The organism is Streptomyces sp. NC-S4 (genome assembly GCF_054353315.1).
This window is the reverse complement of record NZ_CM135937.1, coordinates 2,498,439-2,518,438: the sequence shown is the minus strand read 5'-3', so window position 1 is coordinate 2,518,438 and position 20,000 is coordinate 2,498,439. Positions and strand designations below refer to the sequence as shown.

Here is a 20,000-nt window from a genome sequence, read left to right as displayed (position 1 = left end):
CCCCCACTCGGCCGGGACCGGACCCGGCCCCGTGGCAGGGGTCAGGTTCGCCGGGGCGGGGGGCGGAGCCACGGCCAGGTTCCGGTCGCCCGGGGGCCGGAGCCCGGGCTCCCGCTCGGTCGGGGCCGGACCCGGGGCCGGGCTCCCGGGCCTCGGCTCCGCCGGGGTCGGCGGCAGCACGGGCGGGGGAGCATCCGCCCGGGGACGACCGTCCGGGGCCGGCCCCCCGGGCTCCGGCGCGCGCGGGGCCGTCCCCGGGGGTGGGCTGCCGGGGCCCCGTGTGGCGGGACCCGGGGCCCCGGGGCCGGGCCAGGGGGCCTCCGGGGTTCGGTCCGTCGGGGGTGGGGGCGGAGGGGTCATCGGGCGGCCTCGCATTCCGGGGTGAGGAGGTCCGCGATGTCCAGGACGTGGTAGCCCCGCATGGAGGGGAGGCAGCTGCCGCGGACCGGGCCGATCGCCGAGGACCAGTCGGCCGGGATCGCGGCGGCGCCCGACAGCGCCCCGGCCAGGGCGCCCGCCACCGCCGCGGTGGTGTCGGCGTCGCGGCCCATGTTCACGGCGGTCAGGACGGAGGACGGGAAGTCGCCCCGGCAGGCGGCGAAGGCCCCGAAGGCCAGGCCCACCGCCTCCGGTGCCAGGTCGGTCCACGGGTAGCCGCCGATGACCACCGCCGAGCGCACCGCCCGTTCGCCGCGCGGGGCGGCGGTGACCGCCCGGCGCAGGGAGCGGGCCGTCCAGGAGTCGGACGGGATGACGGACAGGGCAGCCGAGATCGCCGACGCGGGGGAGCCGCCCGCCATGGCCGCGGCCACGCCCGCCGCGACCGCCTGGCCGCCGTAGATGCCCTCGCCGTCGTGGCTGACCGAGCCGTCGATGGCGACGAGCCGGGCCGCTTCCGCGGGCCGGCCCGCGGCGAAGACGCCGAACGGCGCGGCCCGCATGGCCAGCCCGTCCGACCACGCGTGCCGGTGCTGGGCGGAGATGGGCGCGGCCAGGCCCCGCCGGAGGTTCTCCAGGGTGCCGCGCTCCGAGAACCCGGCGCCCCGGAAGGGGCCTTCGTCGAGGTCGGCGATCCAGTGGTGCCAGGCCCGCTCCACGTGGGAGACGGTGAGCGCCGAGCCGTGGCGGGCCAGCAGCAGCCCCGAGAAGATCGCGTACTCGGTGTCGTCCGTGCCCGCCGGGTCCTCCGACACGAAACCCTCGATGCGGCCCCATTTCGCCCGGATCTGAGACGGCTTCATGTTCTCCGCGGGGGCGCCCAGCGCGTCGCCCACGGCGAGTCCGAGAAGAGCGCCCCTGGCCCGTTCGAGGAGGACCTGCGGATTGCATGCAATCAGCTTCACCGGCTCCATGGCGCGCCTCTCCCACATCGGATGGGGCTCATCATGAGCCCTTGGGGGATTTGTGCCATGGCATGTGGTTTGTCGCTCGTCGCGAAACGCCCCGCGAAGACCCCCGTCACCCGGTCGCCGACCCGCAAAAGCCCAGGTAAGTACGGCCTTCCTTGCTGGCGGGCGGCGGAAATCGTGCGTAGTTTCGAGGTGTTCCGGGGGAGCGGGGCGCGTCTTGGCGTCCGTACGCACATTTGGGGAGATTCCACGCATGTCCATCATCGACATCGAAGCACCGCTGCACACCGCGCACCGCGACAACCACACCCACCGCGACGTCAACGGCGGATGGCTGAGGCCGGCCGTCTTCGGTGCCATGGACGGGCTCGTCTCGAACCTCGCCCTGATGACCGGTGTGGCCGGCGGCGCCGTCGCCCCGCAGACCGTCGTCATCACCGGACTGGCGGGTCTCGCGGCCGGTGCCTTCTCGATGGCGGCCGGCGAATACACCTCCGTCGCCTCGCAGCGCGAACTGGTCCTCGCCGAACTGGACGTGGAACGCCAGCAGTTGCGCAAGCACCCGGTCGACGAGATGGAGGAGCTCGCCGAGCTCTACGTCTCCCGCGGCGTCGAGCCGTCGCTCGCCCGCGAGGTCGCCATGCAGCTGTCGCGCGATCCCGAGCAGGCGCTGGAGATCCACGCCCGCGAGGAGCTCGGGATCGACCCCGAGGACCTGCCCTCGCCGCTGGTCGCCGCGGTCTCGTCGTTCGGCTCCTTCGCGCTGGGCGCGCTGCTCCCCGTGCTGCCGTACCTGCTCGGCGCCACCGCCCTGTGGCCCGCGGTGCTGCTCGCGCTGGCCGGGCTCTTCGCCTGCGGTGCGGTCGTCTCCCGGGTCACCGCCCGGTCCTGGTGGTACAGCGGCCTGCGCCAGCTGGCGCTGGGTGGCGCGGCCGCCGGTGTGACGTACATCCTGGGAACCTGGATCGGTGGAGCCATAGGCTGACCGCGGCTGGAGTGAGACACTATGCAGTACGCAACATAAGTAGTCCGTTACCCGGCGGTTTCGATTCCGTGTCCGCCGGGAATCAGATCAGGACTCCGGGCAACGATGCCCGCCTGCATCCGGACCTCCGCCCCGCGAAGAACCCTTGGCGCGCCGCGGAAGTCCGCTCTTTCTGCCTCGTGCAGTGTCCGCATGCTGGAATGACGTATCCGCTTCTCGGGATTGTCGTCATCATGTAATCTGCACGAAATTTCGCAGAGGGCCAACGTCGTCCCTCGGCTATGCACATATGCCACGACGACGACGGGAGAGCCGATGCGTTCCGCATCCACGCACTCCGCGACCGGCTCCAGCACCACCGCCTGGTCGCCCATGGACGGTCGCCCCGCCCAGCAGGGCATGTACGACCCGCGCAACGAGAAGGACGCCTGCGGCGTCGGATTCGTGGCGAACCTCACCGGCGAGGCCACCCACACGCTCGTTGAGCAGGCCCTGACCGTATTGCGGAACCTCGAGCACCGTGGCGCGACCGGCTCCGAGCCGGACTCGGGCGACGGCGCCGGAATCCTCAGCCAGGTCCCCGACGCGTTCTTGCGCGAGGTGGCCGGCTTCGAGCTCCCCGAGGCCGGCGGCTACGCCGTCGGCATCGCCTTCCTCCCCGCCGACGGCACCGCACAGGCCGTCGCCGTGGAGCAGATCGAGGCCATCGCCGCCGAGGAGAACCTCACGGTCCTCGGCTGGCGCGAGGTCCCGGTCACCCCGGACCTCCTCGGCAACGGCGCCCGCGCCACCATGCCGGCCTTCCGCCAGCTCTTCGTGAGCAACGGGACGACCGGCATCGAGCTGGACCGCAAGGCGTTCGTGCTGCGCAAGCGCGCCGAGCGCGAGGCCGGCGTGTACTTCCCGTCGCTCTCCGCCCGCACCATCGTCTACAAGGGCATGCTGACCACCGGCCAGCTGGAGCCCTTCTTCCCGGACCTCTCCGACCGCCGGTTCGCCTCGGCCGTCGCCCTGGTCCACTCGCGCTTCTCCACGAACACCTTCCCGTCGTGGCCGCTCGCCCACCCGTACCGCTTCGTCGCGCACAACGGCGAGATCAACACGGTCAAGGGCAACCGGAACTGGATGAAGGCCCGCGAGTCCCAGCTGGCGTCGGACGCCTTCGGCGACGGCGTGCTGGACCGGATCTTCCCGATCTGCACCCCGGACGCCTCCGACTCGGCCTCCTTCGACGAGGTCCTGGAGCTGCTCCACCTCGGCGGCCGCTCCCTCCCGCACAGCGTGCTGATGATGATCCCGGAGGCGTGGGAGAACCACACCTCCATGGACCCGGCCCGCCGCGCGTTCTACCAGTACCACTCCACGATGATGGAGCCCTGGGACGGCCCGGCCTGCGTCACCTTCACCGACGGCACCCAGGTCGGCGCGGTCCTCGACCGCAACGGTCTGCGCCCCGGCCGCTACTGGGTCACCGACGACGGCCTCGTCGTCCTCGGCTCCGAGGTCGGCGTGCTCGACATCGACCCGGCCAAGGTCGTCCGCAAGGGCCGCCTGCAGCCCGGCAAGATGTTCCTCGTCGACACCGCCCAGAAGCGGATCATCGAGGACGACGAGATCAAGAACGAGCTGGCCGCCGCCGCCCCCTACGCGGAGTGGCTGGAGACCGGCGAGATCGAGCTGTCGGACCTGCCCGAGCGCGAGCACATCGTGCACACGCACGCCTCGGTCACCCGCCGCCAGCAGACCTTCGGCTACACCGAGGAAGAGCTGCGCGTCATCCTCGCGCCGATGGCCCGTACCGGCGGCGAGCCGCTCGGCTCCATGGGCACGGACTCCCCGATCGCGGCCCTGTCCGAGCGCCCGCGGCTGCTCTTCGACTACTTCACCCAGCTGTTCGCTCAGGTCACCAACCCGCCGCTGGACGCCATCCGCGAGGAGCTCGTCACCTCGCTGCTGTCCTCGATCGGCCCGCAGTCCAACCTGCTGGAGCCGACCGCCGCGTCCTGCCGCAGCGTCACCCTGACGTTCCCGGTGATCGACAACGACGAGCTGGCCAAGCTCATCCACATCAACGCCGACGGCGACATGCCCGGCATGAAGGCCGCCACGCTCTCCGGCCTCTACCGGGTCTCCGGCGGCGGCCAGGCCCTGGCCGCCCGCATCGAGGAGATCCGCGCCGAGGCCGACGCGGCCATCGCCAACGGCGCCCGCCTGATCGTCCTCTCGGACCGCCACTCGGACGCCGAGCACGCGCCGATCCCGTCGCTGCTGCTCACCTCCGCCGTGCACCACCACCTCATCGCCACCAAGCAGCGCACCCAGGTGGGTCTGCTGGTCGAGGCCGGTGACGTCCGCGAGGTCCACCACGTCGCCCTGCTCATCGGCTACGGCGCCGCCGCGGTCAACCCGTACCTGGCCATGGAGTCCGTCGAGGACCTGCTGCGCGCCGGTACCTTCCTGTCCGGCCTGGAGCCGGAGCTGGCCATCAAGAACCTGATCTACGCGCTCGGCAAGGGCGTCCTGAAGGTCATGTCCAAGATGGGCATCTCCACCGTCGCCTCCTACCGCGGCGCCCAGGTCTTCGAGGCCGTCGGCCTGAACGACGAGTTCGTCGAGACCTACTTCAACGGCACCGCCACCAAGATCGGCGGCGCCGGCCTGGACGTCGTCGCCAAGGAGGTGGCCGCGCGCCACGCCAAGGCGTACCCCGCCTCCGGGATCGCGGCCACGCACCGTGCGCTGGAGATCGGCGGCGAGTACCAGTGGCGCCGCGAGGGCGAGCCGCACCTGTTCGACCCGGAGACGGTCTTCCGCCTCCAGCACGCCACCCGCAACCGCCGGTACGACATCTTCAAGCAGTACACGGCCCGGGTGAACGAGCAGTCCGAGCGCCTGATGACGCTCCGCGGCCTGTTCGGCTTCAAGTCGGACCGCGAAGCCATCTCCATCGACGAGGTCGAGTCGGTCGCCGACATCGTCAAGCGCTTCTCCACCGGCGCCATGTCGTACGGCTCCATCTCCAAGGAGGCGCACGAGACCCTCGCCATCGCCATGAACCAGCTGGGCGCCAAGTCCAACACCGGTGAGGGCGGCGAGGACCCGGACCGCCTGTACGACCCGGCGCGGCGCTCGTCCATCAAGCAGGTCGCCTCCGGCCGCTTCGGCGTGACGAGCGAGTACCTCGTCAACGCGGACGACATCCAGATCAAGATGGCGCAGGGCGCCAAGCCCGGCGAGGGCGGCCAGCTGCCCGGCCACAAGGTGTACCCGTGGGTCGCCAAGACCCGCCACTCCACCCCGGGCGTCGGCCTGATCTCCCCGCCGCCGCACCACGACATCTACTCCATCGAGGACCTGGCTCAGCTGATCCACGACCTCAAGAACGCCAACCCGGTCGCCCGCATCCACGTGAAGCTGGTCTCCGAGGTCGGCGTCGGCACGGTCGCCGCCGGTGTCTCCAAGGCCCACGCGGACGTCGTCCTCATCTCCGGCCACGACGGCGGAACGGGCGCCTCCCCGCTCACCTCGCTCAAGCACGCGGGCGGCCCCTGGGAGCTCGGCCTCGCCGAGACCCAGCAGACCCTGCTGCTCAACGGGCTGCGCGACCGGATCGTGGTCCAGACCGACGGCCAGCTCAAGACCGGCCGCGACGTGGTCATCGCCGCGCTGCTCGGCGCCGAGGAGTTCGGTTTCGCGACCGCGCCGCTCGTCGTCTCCGGCTGCGTCATGATGCGCGTCTGCCACCTGGACACCTGCCCGGTCGGCATCGCCACCCAGAACCCGGTCCTGCGCGACCGCTTCTCCGGCAAGCCCGAGTTCGTCGTCAACTTCTTCGAGTACATCGCGGAGGAGGTGCGCGAGATCCTCGCCGAGCTGGGCTTCCGCACCATCGAGGAGGCCGTCGGCCACGCCGAGGTCCTCGACACCACCCAGGCCGTCACGCACTGGAAGGCGCAGGGTCTCGACCTGGAGCCGCTCTTCTACGTGCCGGAGCTGCCCGAGGGCGCGGTCCGCCACGCCCTGATCGAGCAGGACCACGGTCTGGAGAAGGCCCTCGACAACGAGCTGATCGAGCTCGCCGCCGACGCGCTGAACGCCGAGACCGCCGAGGCGGCCCAGCCGGTCCGCGCACAGGTCGCGATCCGCAACATCAACCGGACCGTCGGCACCATGCTGGGCCACCACGTCACCAAGAAGTTCGGCGGTGCGGGCCTGCCCGACAACACCATCGACCTGACGTTCACCGGCAGCGCCGGCCAGTCCTTCGGCGCGTTCGTGCCCAAGGGCGTCACCCTCCGCCTGGAGGGCGACGCCAACGACTACGTCGGTAAGGGCCTCTCCGGCGGCCGCATCGTGGTCCGCCCGGACCGCGGCGCCGAACACCTCGCCGAGTACTCCACGATCGCGGGCAACACGATCGGCTACGGAGCCACCGGCGGCGAGATGTTCCTGCGCGGCCGCACCGGCGAGCGCTTCTGCGTCCGCAACTCGGGCGCGCTGGTCGTCTCGGAGGGCGTGGGCGACCACGGCTGCGAGTACATGACCGGTGGCCGGGCGGTCGTCCTGGGCGAGACGGGCCGCAACTTCGCGGCCGGCATGTCGGGCGGCGTCGCGTACGTCATCGACCTCGACCCGCACAACGTCAACGTCGGCAACGCGGGCGCCGTCGAGGCCCTGTCCGACAGCGACAAGCAGTGGCTGCACGATGTGGTGCGCCGCCACGAGGAGGAGACCGGCTCGACCGTGGCCGCGAAGCTCCTGGCTGACTGGTCCGCCGCGGTGGACCGCTTCAGCAAGATCATCCCCACCACGTACAAGGCAGTGCTCGCCGCCAAGGACGCCGCTGAGCTCGCCGGACTCTCGGAATCCGAGACCACGGAGAAGATGATGGAGGCGGCGACCCATGGCTGACCCGAAGGGCTTCCTCACCACCCCGCGCGAGACCGCCTGTACCCGTCCCGTCGCCGACCGGCTGAAGGACTGGAACGAGGTCTACGTCCCGGGCTCGCTGCTGCCGATCATCAGCAAGCAGGCCGGCCGCTGCATGGACTGCGGCATCCCGTTCTGCCACAACGGGTGCCCGCTCGGGAACCTGATCCCGGAGTGGAACGACTTCTCGTACCGCGAGGACTGGACCGCCGCCTCCGAGCGGCTGCACGCGACGAACAACTTCCCGGAGTTCACCGGGCGGCTGTGCCCGGCCCCCTGCGAGTCGGCGTGCGTGCTCGGCATCAACCAGCCCGCCGTGACCATCAAGAACGTCGAAGTCTCGATCATCGACAAGGCGTGGGACAACGGCGACGTCACCCCGCAGGCGCCGGAGCGGCTGTCCGGCAAGACGGCCGCCGTCATCGGCTCGGGCCCGGCGGGTCTCGCCGCCGCCCAGCAGCTGACCCGGGCCGGCCACACCGTGGTCGTGTACGAGCGCGCGGACCGCATCGGCGGCCTGCTGCGCTACGGCATCCCCGAGTTCAAGATGGAGAAGGTGCACATCAACCGCCGCATCGAGCAGATGCGCGCGGAGGGCACCAAGTTCCGCACCGGCATCGAGGTCGGCCGCGACATCACCGCCACCGACCTGCGCAAGCGGTTCGACGCGGTGGTCATCGCGGCGGGCGCGACCGTCTCCCGCGACCTGCCGGTCCCGGGCCGCGAGCTGAACGGCATCCACTTCGCGATGGAGTACCTGCCGCTCGCCAACAAGGTCCAGGAGGGCGACTTCATGGCGCCCCCCATCACGGCCGAGGGCAAGCACGTGGTCGTCATCGGCGGCGGCGACACCGGCGCGGACTGCGTGGGCACCGCCCACCGCCAGGGCGCGGCCTCCGTCACGCAGCTGGAGATCATGCCCAAGCCGGGCGAGGACCGCAACGCCAACCAGCCGTGGCCGACCTTCCCGATGCTCTACAAGGTCACCTCGGCCCACGAGGAGGGCGGCGAGCGGGTCTACTCCGTCTCCACCACCCACTTCGAGGGCGATGAGGACGGCAACGTCCAGGCCCTCCACCTGGTCGAGGTCGCCTTCGAGGACGGCAAGCTCGTCCAGAAGCCCGGCACCGAGCGCGTCCTCCCCGCGCAGCTGGTCACCCTGGCGATGGGCTTCACGGGCACCGACCAGGCGAACGGCCTCACCCAGCAGTTCGGTCTGGAGATGGACGCGCGCGGCAACATCGACCGCGACGCCTCCTACGCCACCAACGTGGACGGCGTCTTCGTCGCCGGCGACGCGGGCCGCGGCCAGTCGCTCATCGTCTGGGCCATCGCGGAGGGCCGCTCGGCCGCCCGCGGCGTGGACCGCTTCCTGACCGGCAGCAGCGCCCTCCCGTACCCGGTCAAGCCGACGGACCGCTCGCTGACCGTGTAACCCTGCTCGACGCCGTGCTCGCACCGCTCGGCCGCAGGCGGCCTCCCGGGCTTCGCCCGGCTGCGCCGGCCTCCGACCGGCGGTGCGGGGCCCGGGCCACGCGCAGTACCCCCGCCCCGGGGAAGGGGAGGGACCCCTCATACGGTCCGCACAATGACGTGCGGAACTCCCGGCACAGCGCCCGCCACGTCCCCGACCAGGGGTGGCGGGCGCTGTGGCGTGTTCGGGGCTACTCGGGCTGGACGACCGTGGCGCCCCAGCGGATGGACGGGGACGAGGCCGTCACCGAAGCCCCGAAGCCGCCCTGGAGGCCGGTGCCGAGGGGGACGGTGACGCGCGCCGGGTCGCTCCCGGGGCAGTCGACCGTGAACGGAGCCGGGTCGCGGTCCGGGTGTTCGTCGAGGTGGAAGGCCACCTCTATGCTGCCGCCGCCCGCGCAGCCGAAGGTGATGAACGTGTCCAGCCGGGACGAGAGCCCGCCCGAGACGAAGCCGCTGGAGCCGGTCAGCTCGGGAACCCAGATCAGCCCGTCGGGCCCCGGGTACCCGACGATCTCGCCCTCCGACGAGGCCTGTGCCGTGCCGGCGGCGAGCGTGAGCACGAGCGCCGCGGTCAGGGTGCTGAACGCGGCGGCCTTGCCGCGCCCATGTGCCTGCTTCATGTGATCCCCCTGTGGTGTCTTCGGTTCCGACTGACACCGATCACGCTAACCAGCGGCACTGACAGCGGCCCTCCTCTTCCCGGCCGGCCGGCGCCGTGGCGTTGCGCAGTCGGCTCTGTCCACGAGAGACGGTTGGAGCTGCTCCCTGCCGTCCGACACGGCTCCGCAGCCGCTGGGAACGAGCCCCTACAGCTGGACCGTGGTGCCGGGCTCGAGGCGGTCGATCGGGGTGCCGGTCAGGCCCTTCTCACCGAGGAGATTGGCGGTGGAGTGCTGGCCGAGTTCGCTGAGCATGAGTTCGTGGATCTGGACGATGCGCTCGGGTTCGACGGTGCGGACGTAGTCGGCGGCTTCGCCGAGCTTCGTCCACGGGCCGCTGGTCGGCAGCAGGAGGGTGCGTACGGGAGCGTCGGGCGCGAAGTAGGCGTCGCCGGGGTGGTAGACGGCTCCGTCGTCGAGGAGGTAGCCGACGTTGTCGGGGCACGGGATGTCGGCGTGGATCAGCGCGTGGCGGTGGCCGTGGACGGTGGCGGTGATGGAACCGACGCTGAAGGTGTCGCCCGCGGCGACGGCGCGGACGCGGCCATCGTGGCTGCCGAGGCTGGCTGCGACCGTGGCTGTGCCGTAGACCTGCAGCCCGGGCTGGGCTTCGAGAGCGGCGGCGACGAGCTTTTCGTCGAAGTGGTCGAAGTGTTCGTGGGTGATCAGGACGGCGTGAGCCCGGGTGACGGCCTCTGCCGCGTCCGGGGTGAAGGTGCCGGGGTCGATGACCAGGCGGGTGCCGTCCTTCTCGAGCGTGACGCAGGCATGGGCGTGCTTGGTGAGCTTCACAGCGGGTCCTTTCCGAACCGAGCGAATATCTACAACCAGACTGTACAGTTTGGTTGATGGTCGTGGGTAAGCTGGCGTCATGGACGAGAATCAGCTGGCCGAAGAGCTTCGCCTGACCATCGGACGGCTCGTACGCACGGTGCGCACTGCCGACACGATGCCGCCCGGCGAGGCCGCCGTCCTGGGCTACCTGGACCGCGGCGGCCCGCTGACCACCGCCGACATCGCGCAACAGCGGGGAGTCAGTCACCAGTCGGCGGCCAAGACGGTCAAAGAACTCCTGGCTCAGGGCCTTGTGCATGCCGAGGCGCACCCCAGCGACGGGCGCAAGCTGTTGCTCCACCTCACGCCGACGGGCAGTGGCCGTCTGGCCGAGGAGCGCCGAAGGCGTGCGGACTGGCTCGGCACCGCGATCAGCGATGTCCTCACTTCCGATGAACGAAAGACGCTCGAGGCGGCGCTGCCTCTGCTCTCACGCCTGACCGCACACTTGAACGGCAAGTAGCCCACGGGCTGTCGTTCGGGTCATGTTCACGGGTTTCGAGGTGGATGCCCTGCGGGGCCACCACCAGCGCCAGGAAGGACGGCAACCCCATGACCGTCAACCGACCGGAGAACCTCTTCGAGGGCGTGACGCCCTCCCAGTACGAGGAGAACATGAGTGACGTCCCCGAACTGGCCGAAGAGCTCGGACGACGCGCCGTCACGATGAATCAGGGCCGATGCCGACGCCGCGCACCGTGAGCGCACCGCGCAGATGATCCGGCTGGCTGAACTCATGGTCTCGGGCCACCCGGCCGACGCCGACCCGGTCCAGGCCGAAATCGACGCCCAGTACCGGGCACTGGCCGACCTGCGAGCTGTCTCCGCCGAGGCCTACCGGGCCATCGGACGCGCCATCGTCGACAACGAGACGTGGCGCGCCGCATACGAGGCCGTCGTTCCCGGCCTGGCCGCGTACCAGCGCGACGCCATCGAGGGAGGATCGCGATGGCGGTTGTGCCGCCACGTAGTCGTATCAATCCGTTCCGATGTTTCGCCGACCTGGTCAGGACTACGCTTTTCGCGGAGCAAGGGCACTGCAGAAGCGGGGAGTTGGCTCGTGGCCAAGCAGAAGGATCTGAGCGGGGCGCAGACACCGGAGGAGTTCGCCCGCGAGGAACTGCGGCGCCACCGGGAGGCGGCCGGGCTGACCCAGGAGGGCCTGGGCGAGCGGATCTTCACGAGCGGGGCGTACGTCGGCCAGATGGAGTGCGGCACGCGGAGGCTGCGGCCGGAGATCGCGGAACTGATCGACAAGGTCTTCGGCACCAAGGACTACTTCACCCGCCTGGCCAAGGCCTTCAAGTCGAAGCATGTCGAGTACTTCGCCGAGGCGGCCGAGCTGGAACGTTTGGCGACGGCCATCTTCGACTACGGCCCCACGCTGGTTCCCGGGCTGCTCCAGACGGCGGACTATGCGCGGGCCCTGATTCGGGCCGCTACTCCCACTGCCCGGGCGGAACACGTCGACACCGTGATCTCGGCACGTGTTGAACGCGCACGGCTGCTCATTGATCCAGAAACCCCAGAGGTATGGGTTGTCCTGCACGAGGCAGTGTTGCGGACGACAGTCGGAGGGCCTGCTGTGATGGCCGCCCAGCTGCGTCATATCGCGTCGTGGATTCGGGCCCATCGGATCACCGTGCAGGTGGTTCCGTTCTCTGCGGGAGCCCATGGCGTCTTGGATGCGTCTGTGAGGATCATGCAGTTCAGCGATGCACCCGATGTGGCGTACACCGAGGGGCCTCACGCAGGGCAGTTGCTCGACTGCCCGACGCTGGTTCGGCGTCACTGGAGGTCTTACGATCTTGCCAGGGCTGCCGCGCTATCGCCGGAGGTGTCCCTGACCTTGATCGAGTCGGTGGCGGAGGAGCACGCGAAATGCGCGCAGACGTGAACGGTCTGTCCTGGCGGACGTCCTCGTACACCAACAGTGAGGGTGGCAACTGCGTAGAGGTTTCCGACGACCTCCCCGGCGTTGTCCCCGTCCGCGACACCAAGCTCGCAGGTGCCGGCCCGGTCCTGATGTTCCCGGTCGCCGCGTGGGCGCCGTTCATCCGGGCCGTGAAGGGCCGAGCCTGATCTCGTGGCGCGGCCTCCGCGGCCCCCGCGGCGCCCGTCAGGTCCCCGGCCGGGGCTGACGGGCGCCCGTCCTCACCGGGCCGCGTCGGCGAGGGCGGCGGCCTCGCGTACGGCCGTGGCCACGGCCGGGGCGTCCTTCCGCAGGATCGCGCCGTGGTTGCTGGGGACCTTCGCGCTGAGCCGGATGTTCGGCTTGCGCCGGAACACCGGGTCGAGGCCCGCGCGGATACGTTCCTGCTCGTCGCCCTTGCTGCCGAAGGACCTTCCCGAAGCCAGTACGTACCGCACCGGGACGGTGATGGCGTCCAGTACGGGGCCCAGTTCGCGCTCGCGGGCGAGCCGGCCGACCTCGATGTTGCTGTTCGCCATCTGTTCGGCGGTCATCCGCGGGGTGAGGCCCGTCGGGCGCAGCAGCGGCATGAGCCAGCCCATCCGCCCGAAGAACCGGCGGATCCCCCGCTCCATCTCCTCGGTGAGCCAGTCGTACGGCTGCGCGCCGTCCACCAGGACCGCGCCCAGGGCGCGGTCCGGATTGCGGCTCGCCCAGTGGGCCCCGACGAAGGCCCCGTAGGACCAGCCCACCACCAGCGCCCGGTCCACGTCCCGGGCCGCGAGCACGGCGTCGACGTCCCGGACGGCCGCCTCGAAGGAGTAGTCGGCCGAGCGCCCCGACTTCCTGCCCCGGGCGCGTTCGTCGTAGGTGATGTGCCGCCAGCCCGGCCCGAGTTCGGCGATGACCCGCCGCCAGTACCCCTGGGTGGCGAAGTGGCCGTTGAGGTAGACCACGGGGGTGCCGTGGCCGCCGGTGTCGGTGACGGCCAGGGCCGTGTCGTCGACCGGCACCATGCCGGTCCATAACCCCGTCATGCCGTGCCCCCGGCCGGGGCTTCGGCTTCCTCGACCCGGGCGATGGCTTCGGTCAGCTGCTGCTTCGCGCGGGCGGGGACGTAGCCGCCCTCCGAGTAGTTCCCGGCGAACGCGTCGGCGAACTCCACCGGGTCCTCCCCGACGATCTCGCGCACCGGCGTCCCGTCCGCCTCGGCCTGCTCGAAGAGGTCGGCGAGGTCTTCGAACATCGACGCGTTGCTGTCGCCGTCGGTCGGCACGAAGTGCATCAGGTACCGCTCGATCGCCTCGACCGCCGCGCGCCGGCCCTCGGGGAGCTCCTTGACGCGCGCCTTGTACGCCCTCCAGCGCTTCTTCGGTCCGATCACCTTTGCGATGAAACCGTTCTTCTCGCCATCGGTCATGGTTGCTTACCCCCTTCGCGGAGCTGGTCCAGTCGTTCCGTGAGGAAGCTCCAGGTCCTCCAGAACTCTTCGAGGTACTCCCGCCCCGCGGCGTTGAGGGAGTACACCTTGCGCGGCGGCCCCTTCTCGGAGGGGACCTTCTCCACGTCGACGAGACCGCGCTTCTCGACCCTGATGAGCAGCGCGTAGACGGTCCCTTCGGCGATGTCGGAGAACCCCTGCTCCCGCAGCCATGCCGTGATCTCGTAGCCGTACGCGGGCCGGCCGGACAGGGTCGCGAGGACGATGCCCTCCAGCGTGCCCTTGAGCATTTCCGTCAGCAGCTTGGGCATGGAACACCTCCTCCCTGAGCTATTCGGTGTTGCTGAGTACCGGTACAACGTAACGCTGACTACTGGTACCTAGCAAGACGGAATAGCTAGAAGGTCCGGCAACTCCGCTCACCCGAAGGGCGGTTGACAGTCGTCGCATCTTCATAGTCCTATAGTGCTAGGAAGCTAGATGAATAGAGGAGGACAGTGATCGAGTTTCACCTCGATGCCCGGTCCGGAGTCGCTCCGTACATGCAGCTCGTCCAGCAGGTCCGTCAGGCCCTGCGCCTCGGGCTGCTGTCCGAGGGGGACCGGCTGCCGACCGTCAAGGACGTCGCGGCCGGTGTGGCGATCAATCCGAACACCGTGCTCAAGGCCTACCGGGAGCTGGAGTACGAGGGCCTGGTCGCGAAGAAGCCCGGGGTCGGCACGTTCATCTCCGGCACCCTCAGCGACGACTCGCTCTCCGAACACGAGCCGCTGCGCCGCGAGTTGCAGCTGTGGCTCGACAGGGCGCGGGCCGCCGGGCTGGCCGAGGAGAGCATCGAGGCCCTGTTCCTGAGCACCTTCCGCGCCCGCACCGGCACGGACCCGCACATCGAAGAGGAGAAATGACCGCGATATTGGAAGCCCGCGCGCTGGGCAAGCGGTACGGCCGCAAAGACGCGCTGAGCGACTGCACCCTGAGCGTGCCGTCCGGGCGGGTCGTCGGCCTGGTCGGGCCCAACGGGGCCGGGAAGTCGACCCTGTTGCAGCTGGCCTGCGGGCTGATCGGCCCGACCTCCGGAACCATCGAGGTGCTCGGCGGCCGGCCCGCCTCCGGGCCCGAGCAGCTCGCCAAGGTCGGGTTCGTCGCCCAGGACACCCCCACCTACGCCGGGCTGTCCATCGCCGACCACCTGAAGCTGGGCGCCCGGCTCAACCCGGGCTGGGACGCACAGCTGGCGCAGGACCGGATCCGGCAGCTCGGCCTCGACCCCGCCCAGAAGGCGGGCAGGCTCTCCGGCGGCCAGCGCGCCCAGGTGGCCCTGACCCTCGCCGTCGCCAAACGGCCCGAGCTGCTGATCCTCGACGAGCCCGTCGCCGCCCTGGACCCGCTGGCCCGCCGGGAGTTCCTGCAGAGCCTGATGGAGGTCGTCGCCGAATACGGAACCACCGTCGTGCTCTCCTCCCACCTGGTGTCCGACCTGGAACGGGTCTGCGACCACCTGATCTCGCTGGTCGCCTCCCGCGTCCAGGTCGAGGGCGACGTCGACGACCTGCTCGCCACCCACTTCCGGCTCACCACCGCCCGCCGCGACGCGGCCACCCTGCCCCAGGGCATGCACGTCATCCAGGAGACCCGCACCGAGCGGCAGAGCACCTTCATCGTGCGCTCCGACAAGGCGGTCCAGGACCCCTCCTGGGTCCTGGAGCCGCTCAACCTGGAAGACCTCGTCCTCACCTACATGAGTCAGGCCACGGCCGGGCCCGGCCCCCGACCCACCCGGGAGAACCAGCGATGATCTGGCTGACCTGGCGCCAGTACCGCGTCCAGACCCTCGCCGCGCTCGCCGCCCTGGCCGCGATCGCGATATTCCTCGTGGTCACCGGCCTCCGGATGCGCGAGGTCTACGACAGCACCGTCGCCGGCTGCGGCAGCGACTGCGAATCGGCGAAGAACGCCCTGGTCGTCGAGTACCAGACCCTCACCTACTACGTCACGAGCCTGCTGCTCGCCGCTCCCGGCATCATCGGGATCTTCTGGGGCGCCCCGCTGATCGCCCGTGAACTGGAGACCGGCACCCACCGGCTCATCTGGAACCAGAGCATCACCCGGGGCCGCTGGCTCCTGGTCAAGCTCGGGGCCGTGGGCCTGGTCGCCGTCGCCGTCACCGGGGTGCTCAGCCTCCTGGTGACCTGGTGGGCGAATCCCATCGACCGGGTCAACCTGGACCGGTTCACCGCCCTGATGTTCAGCGGCCGCGGGATCGTCCCCCTCGGCTACGCGGCGTTCGCCTTCACCCTAGGCGCCTCGGCCGGCCTCCTGATCCGGCGGACCGTGCCCGCGATGGCCGCGACCCTCGCCGCCTTCGTCGCGGTGCAGGTCTTCGTGCCCTACGCGATCCGCCCGCACTTCGTGGCGCCGGAGCACACCGACGTCGCGCTCAACTCCCTCGTCATGGCGCCGGTCGGCGGCGGCGAGGAGTCCGGTGCGATGAAGGACGGCTGGAACGCCAACCACATCCAGCTGAAGGGTTCCGGAAACGACGCCCACCTGCGGATCGGGGTGCTCAGGCCCGGCGTCTGGGTCGTGTCCGACCTCGGTGCGGTGCTCGACGCCTCCGGCAAGGAGGTCCGCGGCGCCGAGGGATGCGCGGAGCCCAAGACGGACCCCTTCGCATGCTTCGCCGCCTCGAAGCACCACATCGAGGTCGACTACCAGCCCGCCGACCGCTACTGGACCTTCCAGTGGATCGAGACCGGAGTCTTCCTCGCGCTCTCCGGACTGCTGGCCGGGTTCTGCTCCTGGTTGCTGCGCCGCCGCGCGGCCTGACCGGAACGAGCAAGGGGAAGGCGGCCGAAGCCAACGCAACTGGCTTCGGCCGCCCCCTCGACCCTACTCGCCCACGCGCGGCGGGCCCGGGCCCGCGTCACTCGTGCAGGTGACCCGCACCGGCGCGCCGGGCTGGGACCGACTGGGCCGCACGGACCAACTGTGCTCCGAACGCGCACAGTTCACGGGCACCGCCGTCTGGTACCCATCTGGATCATGGCCCCCATCCGAAGCCTGCTGAGCGGCCTGCTCGGCGCCGCGCTGCTCCTGCCCGCCCAGTCCTACGCCGCCGACGACGACGGCCGCGCCCGGACCGTCGACTACCGCGGTCTGCGCGTCACCCTCCCGGCCGACTGGCGGGTCGTCGACCTCGACCGGAACCCCGACGCGTGCCTGCGCCTCGACCTGCCCACCCTGTACCTCGGCCACGCCGGCACCCAGGCCCAGTGCAGTGGCCGGGCCGTCGCCGACCGCGCCGACACCCTGCACCTCGAACCCCTCGACGGGGCCCCGGAACGCGCCGACGTCCCGACCGTCACCGTCGACTCCTGGAACGTGCTGCGCGAGGTCCCGCCCCGCTCCGACAGCAACGAGCTGCGGTACGCCCTGCGCCGCGCCCGGGTCATGGCCACCGTCTCCTACGGGGCCGCGCCCGACGCCGTACGCACGGTCCTGGCGCAGACCCGCGCCGTGGCGCCGCCGCCCGCACCGGCCCCCGCCCCGATCGCGCCGGCCGACGGAGGCCCGAAGCCCCGTACCGCCCAGGAGCCCTTCAAGGGCGAGGGCTTCGACGCCTGCACCGCCCCCACCCAGAAGACCATGGACACCTGGCGGGCCGATTCCCCCTTCGGAGCGGTCGGCGTCTACATCGGCGGCCGGGCCCGGGCCTGCGCCCAGCCACGGCTCACGGCCCGCTGGGTGGAGCGGCAGGCCGCCGCGGGCTGGCACCTGATGCCGATCTGGGTGGGCCCGCAACCCTGGCACAACGCCGCCACCGGCCTGTCCACCGACCCCTCCGAGGCCAACGCGCAGGGCCGGGAGGCCGCCGAGGGCGCGGCCGGGGCGGCCCGCTCGCTGGGACTGGGCCAGGGCACGGTGCTCTACAACGACGTGGAGAACTACACGGACCGGACCACCTGGGACGCCCCGGTCGTGGCCTACCTGACCGCCTGGACGGACCGGCTGCACGAGCTCGGCTTCCGCTCCGCCGCCTACGTCGCGGTGAGCTCCGGGGTCAAGGCGCTGAGCGCCCACTACCACCAGGCCCCCCAGGCCATGCCGGACGTGCTCTGGGCCGCCCGCTGGAACCTGGCGGCCTCCGTCTCCGACGCCGAAATGGGCCTGAGGAAGGGCACCGCGAAATGGGCCGGCCCGCGCCGCGCCCACCAGTTCCGCGGCGACCACGACGCCACCTACGGCGCAATCACCCTCACCATCGACCGCAGCTGGCTGGACGTGAACCCGGCCGCCCTCGGCCCGGTCGGCGGCCGACTCCCGCGCGGGCCCGGCAGGATCCGGGACCGTGTGGTCATCCTCAGGAACGGCTGACAGCACTTGGTGCGCGGCTCGCGAGCCAGACGGCTGTCCGTTCCTGCAACTCGCGGTCCGGGTTGTCCTTCCACGACGCGAACCATTCCAACTGCTACAGGACGTTCTCCGAGCGGTCCGGGTGGCCCACCGCGACGACGTCGACGCCCCGCTCACCCGTCGAGCAACAGACGTACACGCTGCTGTCGAGCGCCATCATGCCGAAGCCCGGATGGCCCGCGTGAATGCCGAGGAACGCCGATGCGGCACCCCGGCCCATGATGTCCCAACGCTCCAGGAGCCGGACCCTGGTCCAGACCGCCGGTGCGGCGCGGCGGCCCCGGTGCAAGCCCTGCAAGGAGGCGCCGTGTGTACGGGTGACGCCCGGAAGCAGGACGAGGAACTCGCGCCGCTCGTCGAAAAGGCCCGAGGAAACGGCCAGGTCGTACCAGTCCTCGTTGAGACGCTCGACGAGCCGTGGGGTCTCGTACCGGTGGGAGAAGCCGCCGACGACGTCCTCGGGACGAGATCCGAGGACGAACGGCATCGTGCCATCCGGTACGGCGTCCGGAATCACCTCGAGGCCGGCCCGCCGCAGCGGCCGGTACATCTTGCGTTCGCGCTCCTGGATACCCACGAGCCAGTGTTCTACCAGGCCCGGCACGCCGCCCATTTCCCCGGCTCGGCCGGACAGCTCCTAGTCGGTGTCCTCGCGCGGCGGTTCGTCGTCGTCGCCGCGGCGCAGGGTGCGCAGGCCGTGGTCCGGGGTCCACGATTGCACCACCAGTTCGTCGCCCTGCACGCGGACGCGGACCACCTCCGTCAGGTCGGCGTGGAAGAGGTGGAAGGGGTGCGGGGTCTCGGTCTCCTCCGCGTACCGGTGCAGTTCGGGCGGGTCCACCAGCTCCACCGCCCGCCCGGAGATCCGTACGTCCCCCTCCGGCATGTCCTCGCCCGTGCCCGGGTTGGTGTGCAGGGCGAAGCGCGGGTCGTGCTGGAGGTCCCTGGCCTTCATCGAGCCGAACATCATGCCGAGCCACAGCTCCCCGCCCCGGATGTCGACGTTCAGCCCGGTCGCCCGGGGCGAGCCGTCCTTGCGGAGGGTGGCCAGGACGTGGTGGGGGTACTGCGCGAAGCGGGCCCGGACGGCCGCGGCGAACTCCGGCTCCGCCTGCTCGAAGACTGCCCAGCTGGTATGCGTCATACGTCCATCAAAGCGCGGGCACCGGCGGGCGCAGGTCAGGCGCGCACGATGCCCGCACCGCGCGCCGCCGCCAGCCACGCCGGGAAGTCCCCGACCAGGCGGTCGTACAGTTCGCCGTCCGGCACCGCGCGCGGGTCCGCTCCCGCGTGGAAGTACCCCGCGTTGTCCACGACCCGCTGCGCCGGGACGGGCAGCTCGTCCAGCCGCCGCAGGAAGTCGAACTGCGTGCTGCGCGTGTTGCCGAAGCCGACGAACTGCCAGAAGAGCGGCAGCCGGGCCGCCTTGCACAGGTACCGCTCCGCCGCGAGCTTGTTGATCGGCCCGCCGTCGGTCTGGAAGACGACCAGGGCGGGGGCCGTGGACCCCGAGTCCAGGTAGTGGTCGATGACCGCGTCCATCGCCGCGTGGTAGGCCGTCTTGCCCATGTGGCCCAGCCGGGAGGCGATCTCGGTGACCTTGCCCTCGTGCCCGGCCAGGGAGATCTCCTCCACCGCGTCGACCTCGGTGGAGAAGAACACCACCGGCACGCGCGCGTCGTCGTCCAGGTGTGCGGACAGCCCCAGCACCCGGTCCGCGAGGGCCTGCACGCTGCCGTCCGCGTAGTACGGCTTCATCGACCCGGAGTAGTCCAGCACCAGGTAGACCGCGGCCCGGCCGCCTTCCATGCCGTACTTGCGCAGGGAGACCCCGGCGCTCTTGTAGAGGCTCACGAGCGCCGGAGCCGTCTCCTCGACCTTGCGGAGGTTGATCGCACTGCCCGTCATGGGGCGAGCGTACGGCAGTGCGCGCACCCGTCGGTCCGCCACGGTGAAACCCAGGTCGGCCGCCTGGCCGTGCGCCGCGAGGGGCCGCCGCTGC

At 71.0% G+C, this 20,000-nt stretch carries 19 protein-coding genes and 1 pseudogene; 11 read left to right on the top strand and 9 right to left on the bottom strand.

The window, feature by feature from the left end:
* Nucleotides 1-356: 356 nt before the first annotated feature.
* A complete protein-coding gene (locus ACXNSR_RS10945; RefSeq protein ID WP_458641889.1) occupies nucleotides 357-1,343 on the bottom strand; it encodes an ADP-ribosylglycohydrolase family protein in 987 nt (328 codons plus the stop codon).
* 259 nt (nucleotides 1,344-1,602) lie between these two features.
* Here ACXNSR_RS10945 and ACXNSR_RS10940 point away from each other — a divergent pair, with 259 nt between their 5' ends.
* From ACXNSR_RS10940 to ACXNSR_RS10930, 3 genes are all read left to right on the top strand, one after another.
* Nucleotides 1,603-2,334: a VIT1/CCC1 transporter family protein gene (locus tag ACXNSR_RS10940; protein WP_458641888.1), complete on the top strand. Its 732-nt coding sequence runs from the start codon at nucleotides 1,603-1,605 to the stop codon at nucleotides 2,332-2,334.
* Nucleotides 2,335-2,706: 372 nt separating this feature from the next.
* Nucleotides 2,707-7,245, top strand: a complete 4,539-nt coding sequence (gltB, locus tag ACXNSR_RS10935; RefSeq protein ID WP_458643264.1) for a glutamate synthase large subunit — start codon at nucleotides 2,707-2,709, stop codon at nucleotides 7,243-7,245.
* Complete coding sequence (locus tag ACXNSR_RS10930) at nucleotides 7,238-8,698, top strand: glutamate synthase subunit beta (RefSeq protein WP_458641887.1); 1,461 nt, start codon at nucleotides 7,238-7,240, stop codon at nucleotides 8,696-8,698. The genes gltB and ACXNSR_RS10930 overlap by 8 nt, the downstream gene beginning before the upstream one ends.
* Before the next feature lie 229 nt (nucleotides 8,699-8,927).
* Here ACXNSR_RS10930 and ACXNSR_RS10925 read toward each other — a convergent pair whose 3' ends face one another.
* Together ACXNSR_RS10925 and ACXNSR_RS10920 are read right to left on the bottom strand one after the other, a co-directional pair.
* Nucleotides 8,928-9,359 carry a hypothetical protein gene (locus ACXNSR_RS10925; protein WP_458641886.1) on the bottom strand — a complete coding sequence of 144 codons (432 nt, stop codon included), beginning with the start codon at nucleotides 9,357-9,359 and terminating at the stop codon, nucleotides 8,928-8,930.
* A 186-nt stretch (nucleotides 9,360-9,545) separates the two neighbouring features.
* A complete protein-coding gene (locus tag ACXNSR_RS10920; RefSeq protein ID WP_458641885.1) occupies nucleotides 9,546-10,190 on the bottom strand; it encodes an MBL fold metallo-hydrolase in 645 nt (214 codons plus the stop codon).
* Between the two features lie 79 nt (nucleotides 10,191-10,269).
* Here ACXNSR_RS10920 and ACXNSR_RS10915 point away from each other — a divergent pair, with 79 nt between their 5' ends.
* From ACXNSR_RS10915 to ACXNSR_RS10900, 4 genes and pseudogenes are all read left to right on the top strand, one after another.
* Nucleotides 10,270-10,695, top strand: a complete 426-nt coding sequence (locus ACXNSR_RS10915) for a MarR family winged helix-turn-helix transcriptional regulator (RefSeq protein ID WP_458641884.1) — start codon at nucleotides 10,270-10,272, stop codon at nucleotides 10,693-10,695.
* A gap of 68 nt (nucleotides 10,696-10,763) precedes the next feature.
* Nucleotides 10,764-11,169: pseudogene (locus tag ACXNSR_RS10910) on the top strand (TipAS antibiotic-recognition domain-containing protein); the annotation flags it as partial.
* Nucleotides 11,170-11,292: 123 nt separating this feature from the next.
* Entirely contained in the window at nucleotides 11,293-12,129 is an 837-nt protein-coding gene (locus tag ACXNSR_RS10905; RefSeq protein ID WP_458643263.1) for a helix-turn-helix domain-containing protein, read from the top strand.
* A complete protein-coding gene (locus ACXNSR_RS10900; protein ID WP_458641883.1) occupies nucleotides 12,114-12,314 on the top strand; it encodes a DUF397 domain-containing protein in 201 nt (66 codons plus the stop codon). Before ACXNSR_RS10905 ends, ACXNSR_RS10900 begins: the two co-directional genes overlap by 16 nt.
* A gap of 72 nt (nucleotides 12,315-12,386) precedes the next feature.
* Here ACXNSR_RS10900 and ACXNSR_RS10895 read toward each other — a convergent pair whose 3' ends face one another.
* From ACXNSR_RS10895 to ACXNSR_RS10885, 3 genes are read right to left on the bottom strand one after another with little or no spacing between them, the layout of a single operon-like run.
* A complete protein-coding gene (locus ACXNSR_RS10895; protein ID WP_458641882.1) occupies nucleotides 12,387-13,181 on the bottom strand; it encodes an alpha/beta fold hydrolase in 795 nt (264 codons plus the stop codon).
* A complete protein-coding gene (locus ACXNSR_RS10890) occupies nucleotides 13,178-13,564 on the bottom strand; it encodes a DUF1048 domain-containing protein (RefSeq protein WP_458641881.1) in 387 nt (128 codons plus the stop codon). The genes ACXNSR_RS10895 and ACXNSR_RS10890 overlap by 4 nt, the downstream gene beginning before the upstream one ends.
* Nucleotides 13,561-13,896 carry a PadR family transcriptional regulator gene (locus ACXNSR_RS10885; protein WP_458641880.1) on the bottom strand — a complete coding sequence of 112 codons (336 nt, stop codon included), beginning with the start codon at nucleotides 13,894-13,896 and terminating at the stop codon, nucleotides 13,561-13,563. The genes ACXNSR_RS10890 and ACXNSR_RS10885 overlap by 4 nt, the downstream gene beginning before the upstream one ends.
* A 186-nt stretch (nucleotides 13,897-14,082) precedes the next feature.
* Here ACXNSR_RS10885 and ACXNSR_RS10880 point away from each other — a divergent pair, with 186 nt between their 5' ends.
* The 4 genes from ACXNSR_RS10880 to ACXNSR_RS10865 all read left to right on the top strand — a co-directional run bounded on the left by ACXNSR_RS10880 (nucleotide 14,083) and on the right by ACXNSR_RS10865 (nucleotide 17,959).
* Nucleotides 14,083-14,490 (top strand): GntR family transcriptional regulator, encoded by a 408-nt coding sequence (locus ACXNSR_RS10880; protein WP_458641879.1) that lies wholly within the window; start codon nucleotides 14,083-14,085, stop codon nucleotides 14,488-14,490.
* Nucleotides 14,487-15,380, top strand: a complete 894-nt coding sequence (locus tag ACXNSR_RS10875) for an ABC transporter ATP-binding protein (protein ID WP_458641878.1) — start codon at nucleotides 14,487-14,489, stop codon at nucleotides 15,378-15,380. The genes ACXNSR_RS10880 and ACXNSR_RS10875 overlap by 4 nt, the downstream gene beginning before the upstream one ends.
* Nucleotides 15,377-16,411: an ABC transporter permease gene (locus ACXNSR_RS10870; protein WP_458641877.1), complete on the top strand. Its 1,035-nt coding sequence runs from the start codon at nucleotides 15,377-15,379 to the stop codon at nucleotides 16,409-16,411. The genes ACXNSR_RS10875 and ACXNSR_RS10870 overlap by 4 nt, the downstream gene beginning before the upstream one ends.
* A gap of 216 nt (nucleotides 16,412-16,627) precedes the next feature.
* Nucleotides 16,628-17,959 carry a DUF1906 domain-containing protein gene (locus tag ACXNSR_RS10865; RefSeq protein WP_458641876.1) on the top strand — a complete coding sequence of 444 codons (1,332 nt, stop codon included), beginning with the start codon at nucleotides 16,628-16,630 and terminating at the stop codon, nucleotides 17,957-17,959.
* Nucleotides 17,960-18,053: 94 nt separating this feature from the next.
* Here ACXNSR_RS10865 and ACXNSR_RS10860 read toward each other — a convergent pair whose 3' ends face one another.
* From ACXNSR_RS10860 to ACXNSR_RS10850, 3 genes are read right to left on the bottom strand one after another with little or no spacing between them, the layout of a single operon-like run.
* Entirely contained in the window at nucleotides 18,054-18,602 is a 549-nt protein-coding gene (locus tag ACXNSR_RS10860; RefSeq protein ID WP_458641875.1) for a hypothetical protein, read from the bottom strand.
* 33 nt (nucleotides 18,603-18,635) lie between these two features.
* Nucleotides 18,636-19,142, bottom strand: coding sequence for a pyridoxamine 5'-phosphate oxidase family protein (locus ACXNSR_RS10855; protein ID WP_458641874.1), 507 nt, complete (start codon nucleotides 19,140-19,142; stop codon nucleotides 18,636-18,638).
* A gap of 35 nt (nucleotides 19,143-19,177) precedes the next feature.
* Complete coding sequence (locus ACXNSR_RS10850) at nucleotides 19,178-19,906, bottom strand: VWA domain-containing protein (RefSeq protein WP_458641873.1); 729 nt, start codon at nucleotides 19,904-19,906, stop codon at nucleotides 19,178-19,180.
* Nucleotides 19,907-20,000: the final 94 nt, after the last annotated feature.

Coding starts and splice junctions, on each gene's coding strand:
- ACXNSR_RS10940 (WP_458641888.1), top strand. CDS start 1,603: ATGTCCATCATCGACATCGAAGCACCGCTGCACACCGCGCACCGCGAC.
- gltB (WP_458643264.1), top strand. CDS start 2,707: ATGGACGGTCGCCCCGCCCAGCAGGGCATGTACGACCCGCGCAACGAG.
- ACXNSR_RS10930 (WP_458641887.1), top strand. CDS start 7,238: ATGGCTGACCCGAAGGGCTTCCTCACCACCCCGCGCGAGACCGCCTGT.
- ACXNSR_RS10925 (WP_458641886.1), bottom strand. CDS start 9,359: ATGAAGCAGGCACATGGGCGCGGCAAGGCCGCCGCGTTCAGCACCCTG.
- ACXNSR_RS10915 (WP_458641884.1), top strand. CDS start 10,270: ATGGACGAGAATCAGCTGGCCGAAGAGCTTCGCCTGACCATCGGACGG.
- ACXNSR_RS10900 (WP_458641883.1), top strand. CDS start 12,114: ATGCGCGCAGACGTGAACGGTCTGTCCTGGCGGACGTCCTCGTACACC.
- ACXNSR_RS10895 (WP_458641882.1), bottom strand. CDS start 13,181: ATGACGGGGTTATGGACCGGCATGGTGCCGGTCGACGACACGGCCCTG.
- ACXNSR_RS10890 (WP_458641881.1), bottom strand. CDS start 13,564: ATGACCGATGGCGAGAAGAACGGTTTCATCGCAAAGGTGATCGGACCG.
- ACXNSR_RS10885 (WP_458641880.1), bottom strand. CDS start 13,896: ATGCCCAAGCTGCTGACGGAAATGCTCAAGGGCACGCTGGAGGGCATC.
- ACXNSR_RS10875 (WP_458641878.1), top strand. CDS start 14,487: ATGACCGCGATATTGGAAGCCCGCGCGCTGGGCAAGCGGTACGGCCGC.
- ACXNSR_RS10870 (WP_458641877.1), top strand. CDS start 15,377: ATGATCTGGCTGACCTGGCGCCAGTACCGCGTCCAGACCCTCGCCGCG.
- ACXNSR_RS10865 (WP_458641876.1), top strand. CDS start 16,628: ATGGCCCCCATCCGAAGCCTGCTGAGCGGCCTGCTCGGCGCCGCGCTG.
- ACXNSR_RS10855 (WP_458641874.1), bottom strand. CDS start 19,142: ATGACGCATACCAGCTGGGCAGTCTTCGAGCAGGCGGAGCCGGAGTTC.
- ACXNSR_RS10850 (WP_458641873.1), bottom strand. CDS start 19,906: ATGACGGGCAGTGCGATCAACCTCCGCAAGGTCGAGGAGACGGCTCCG.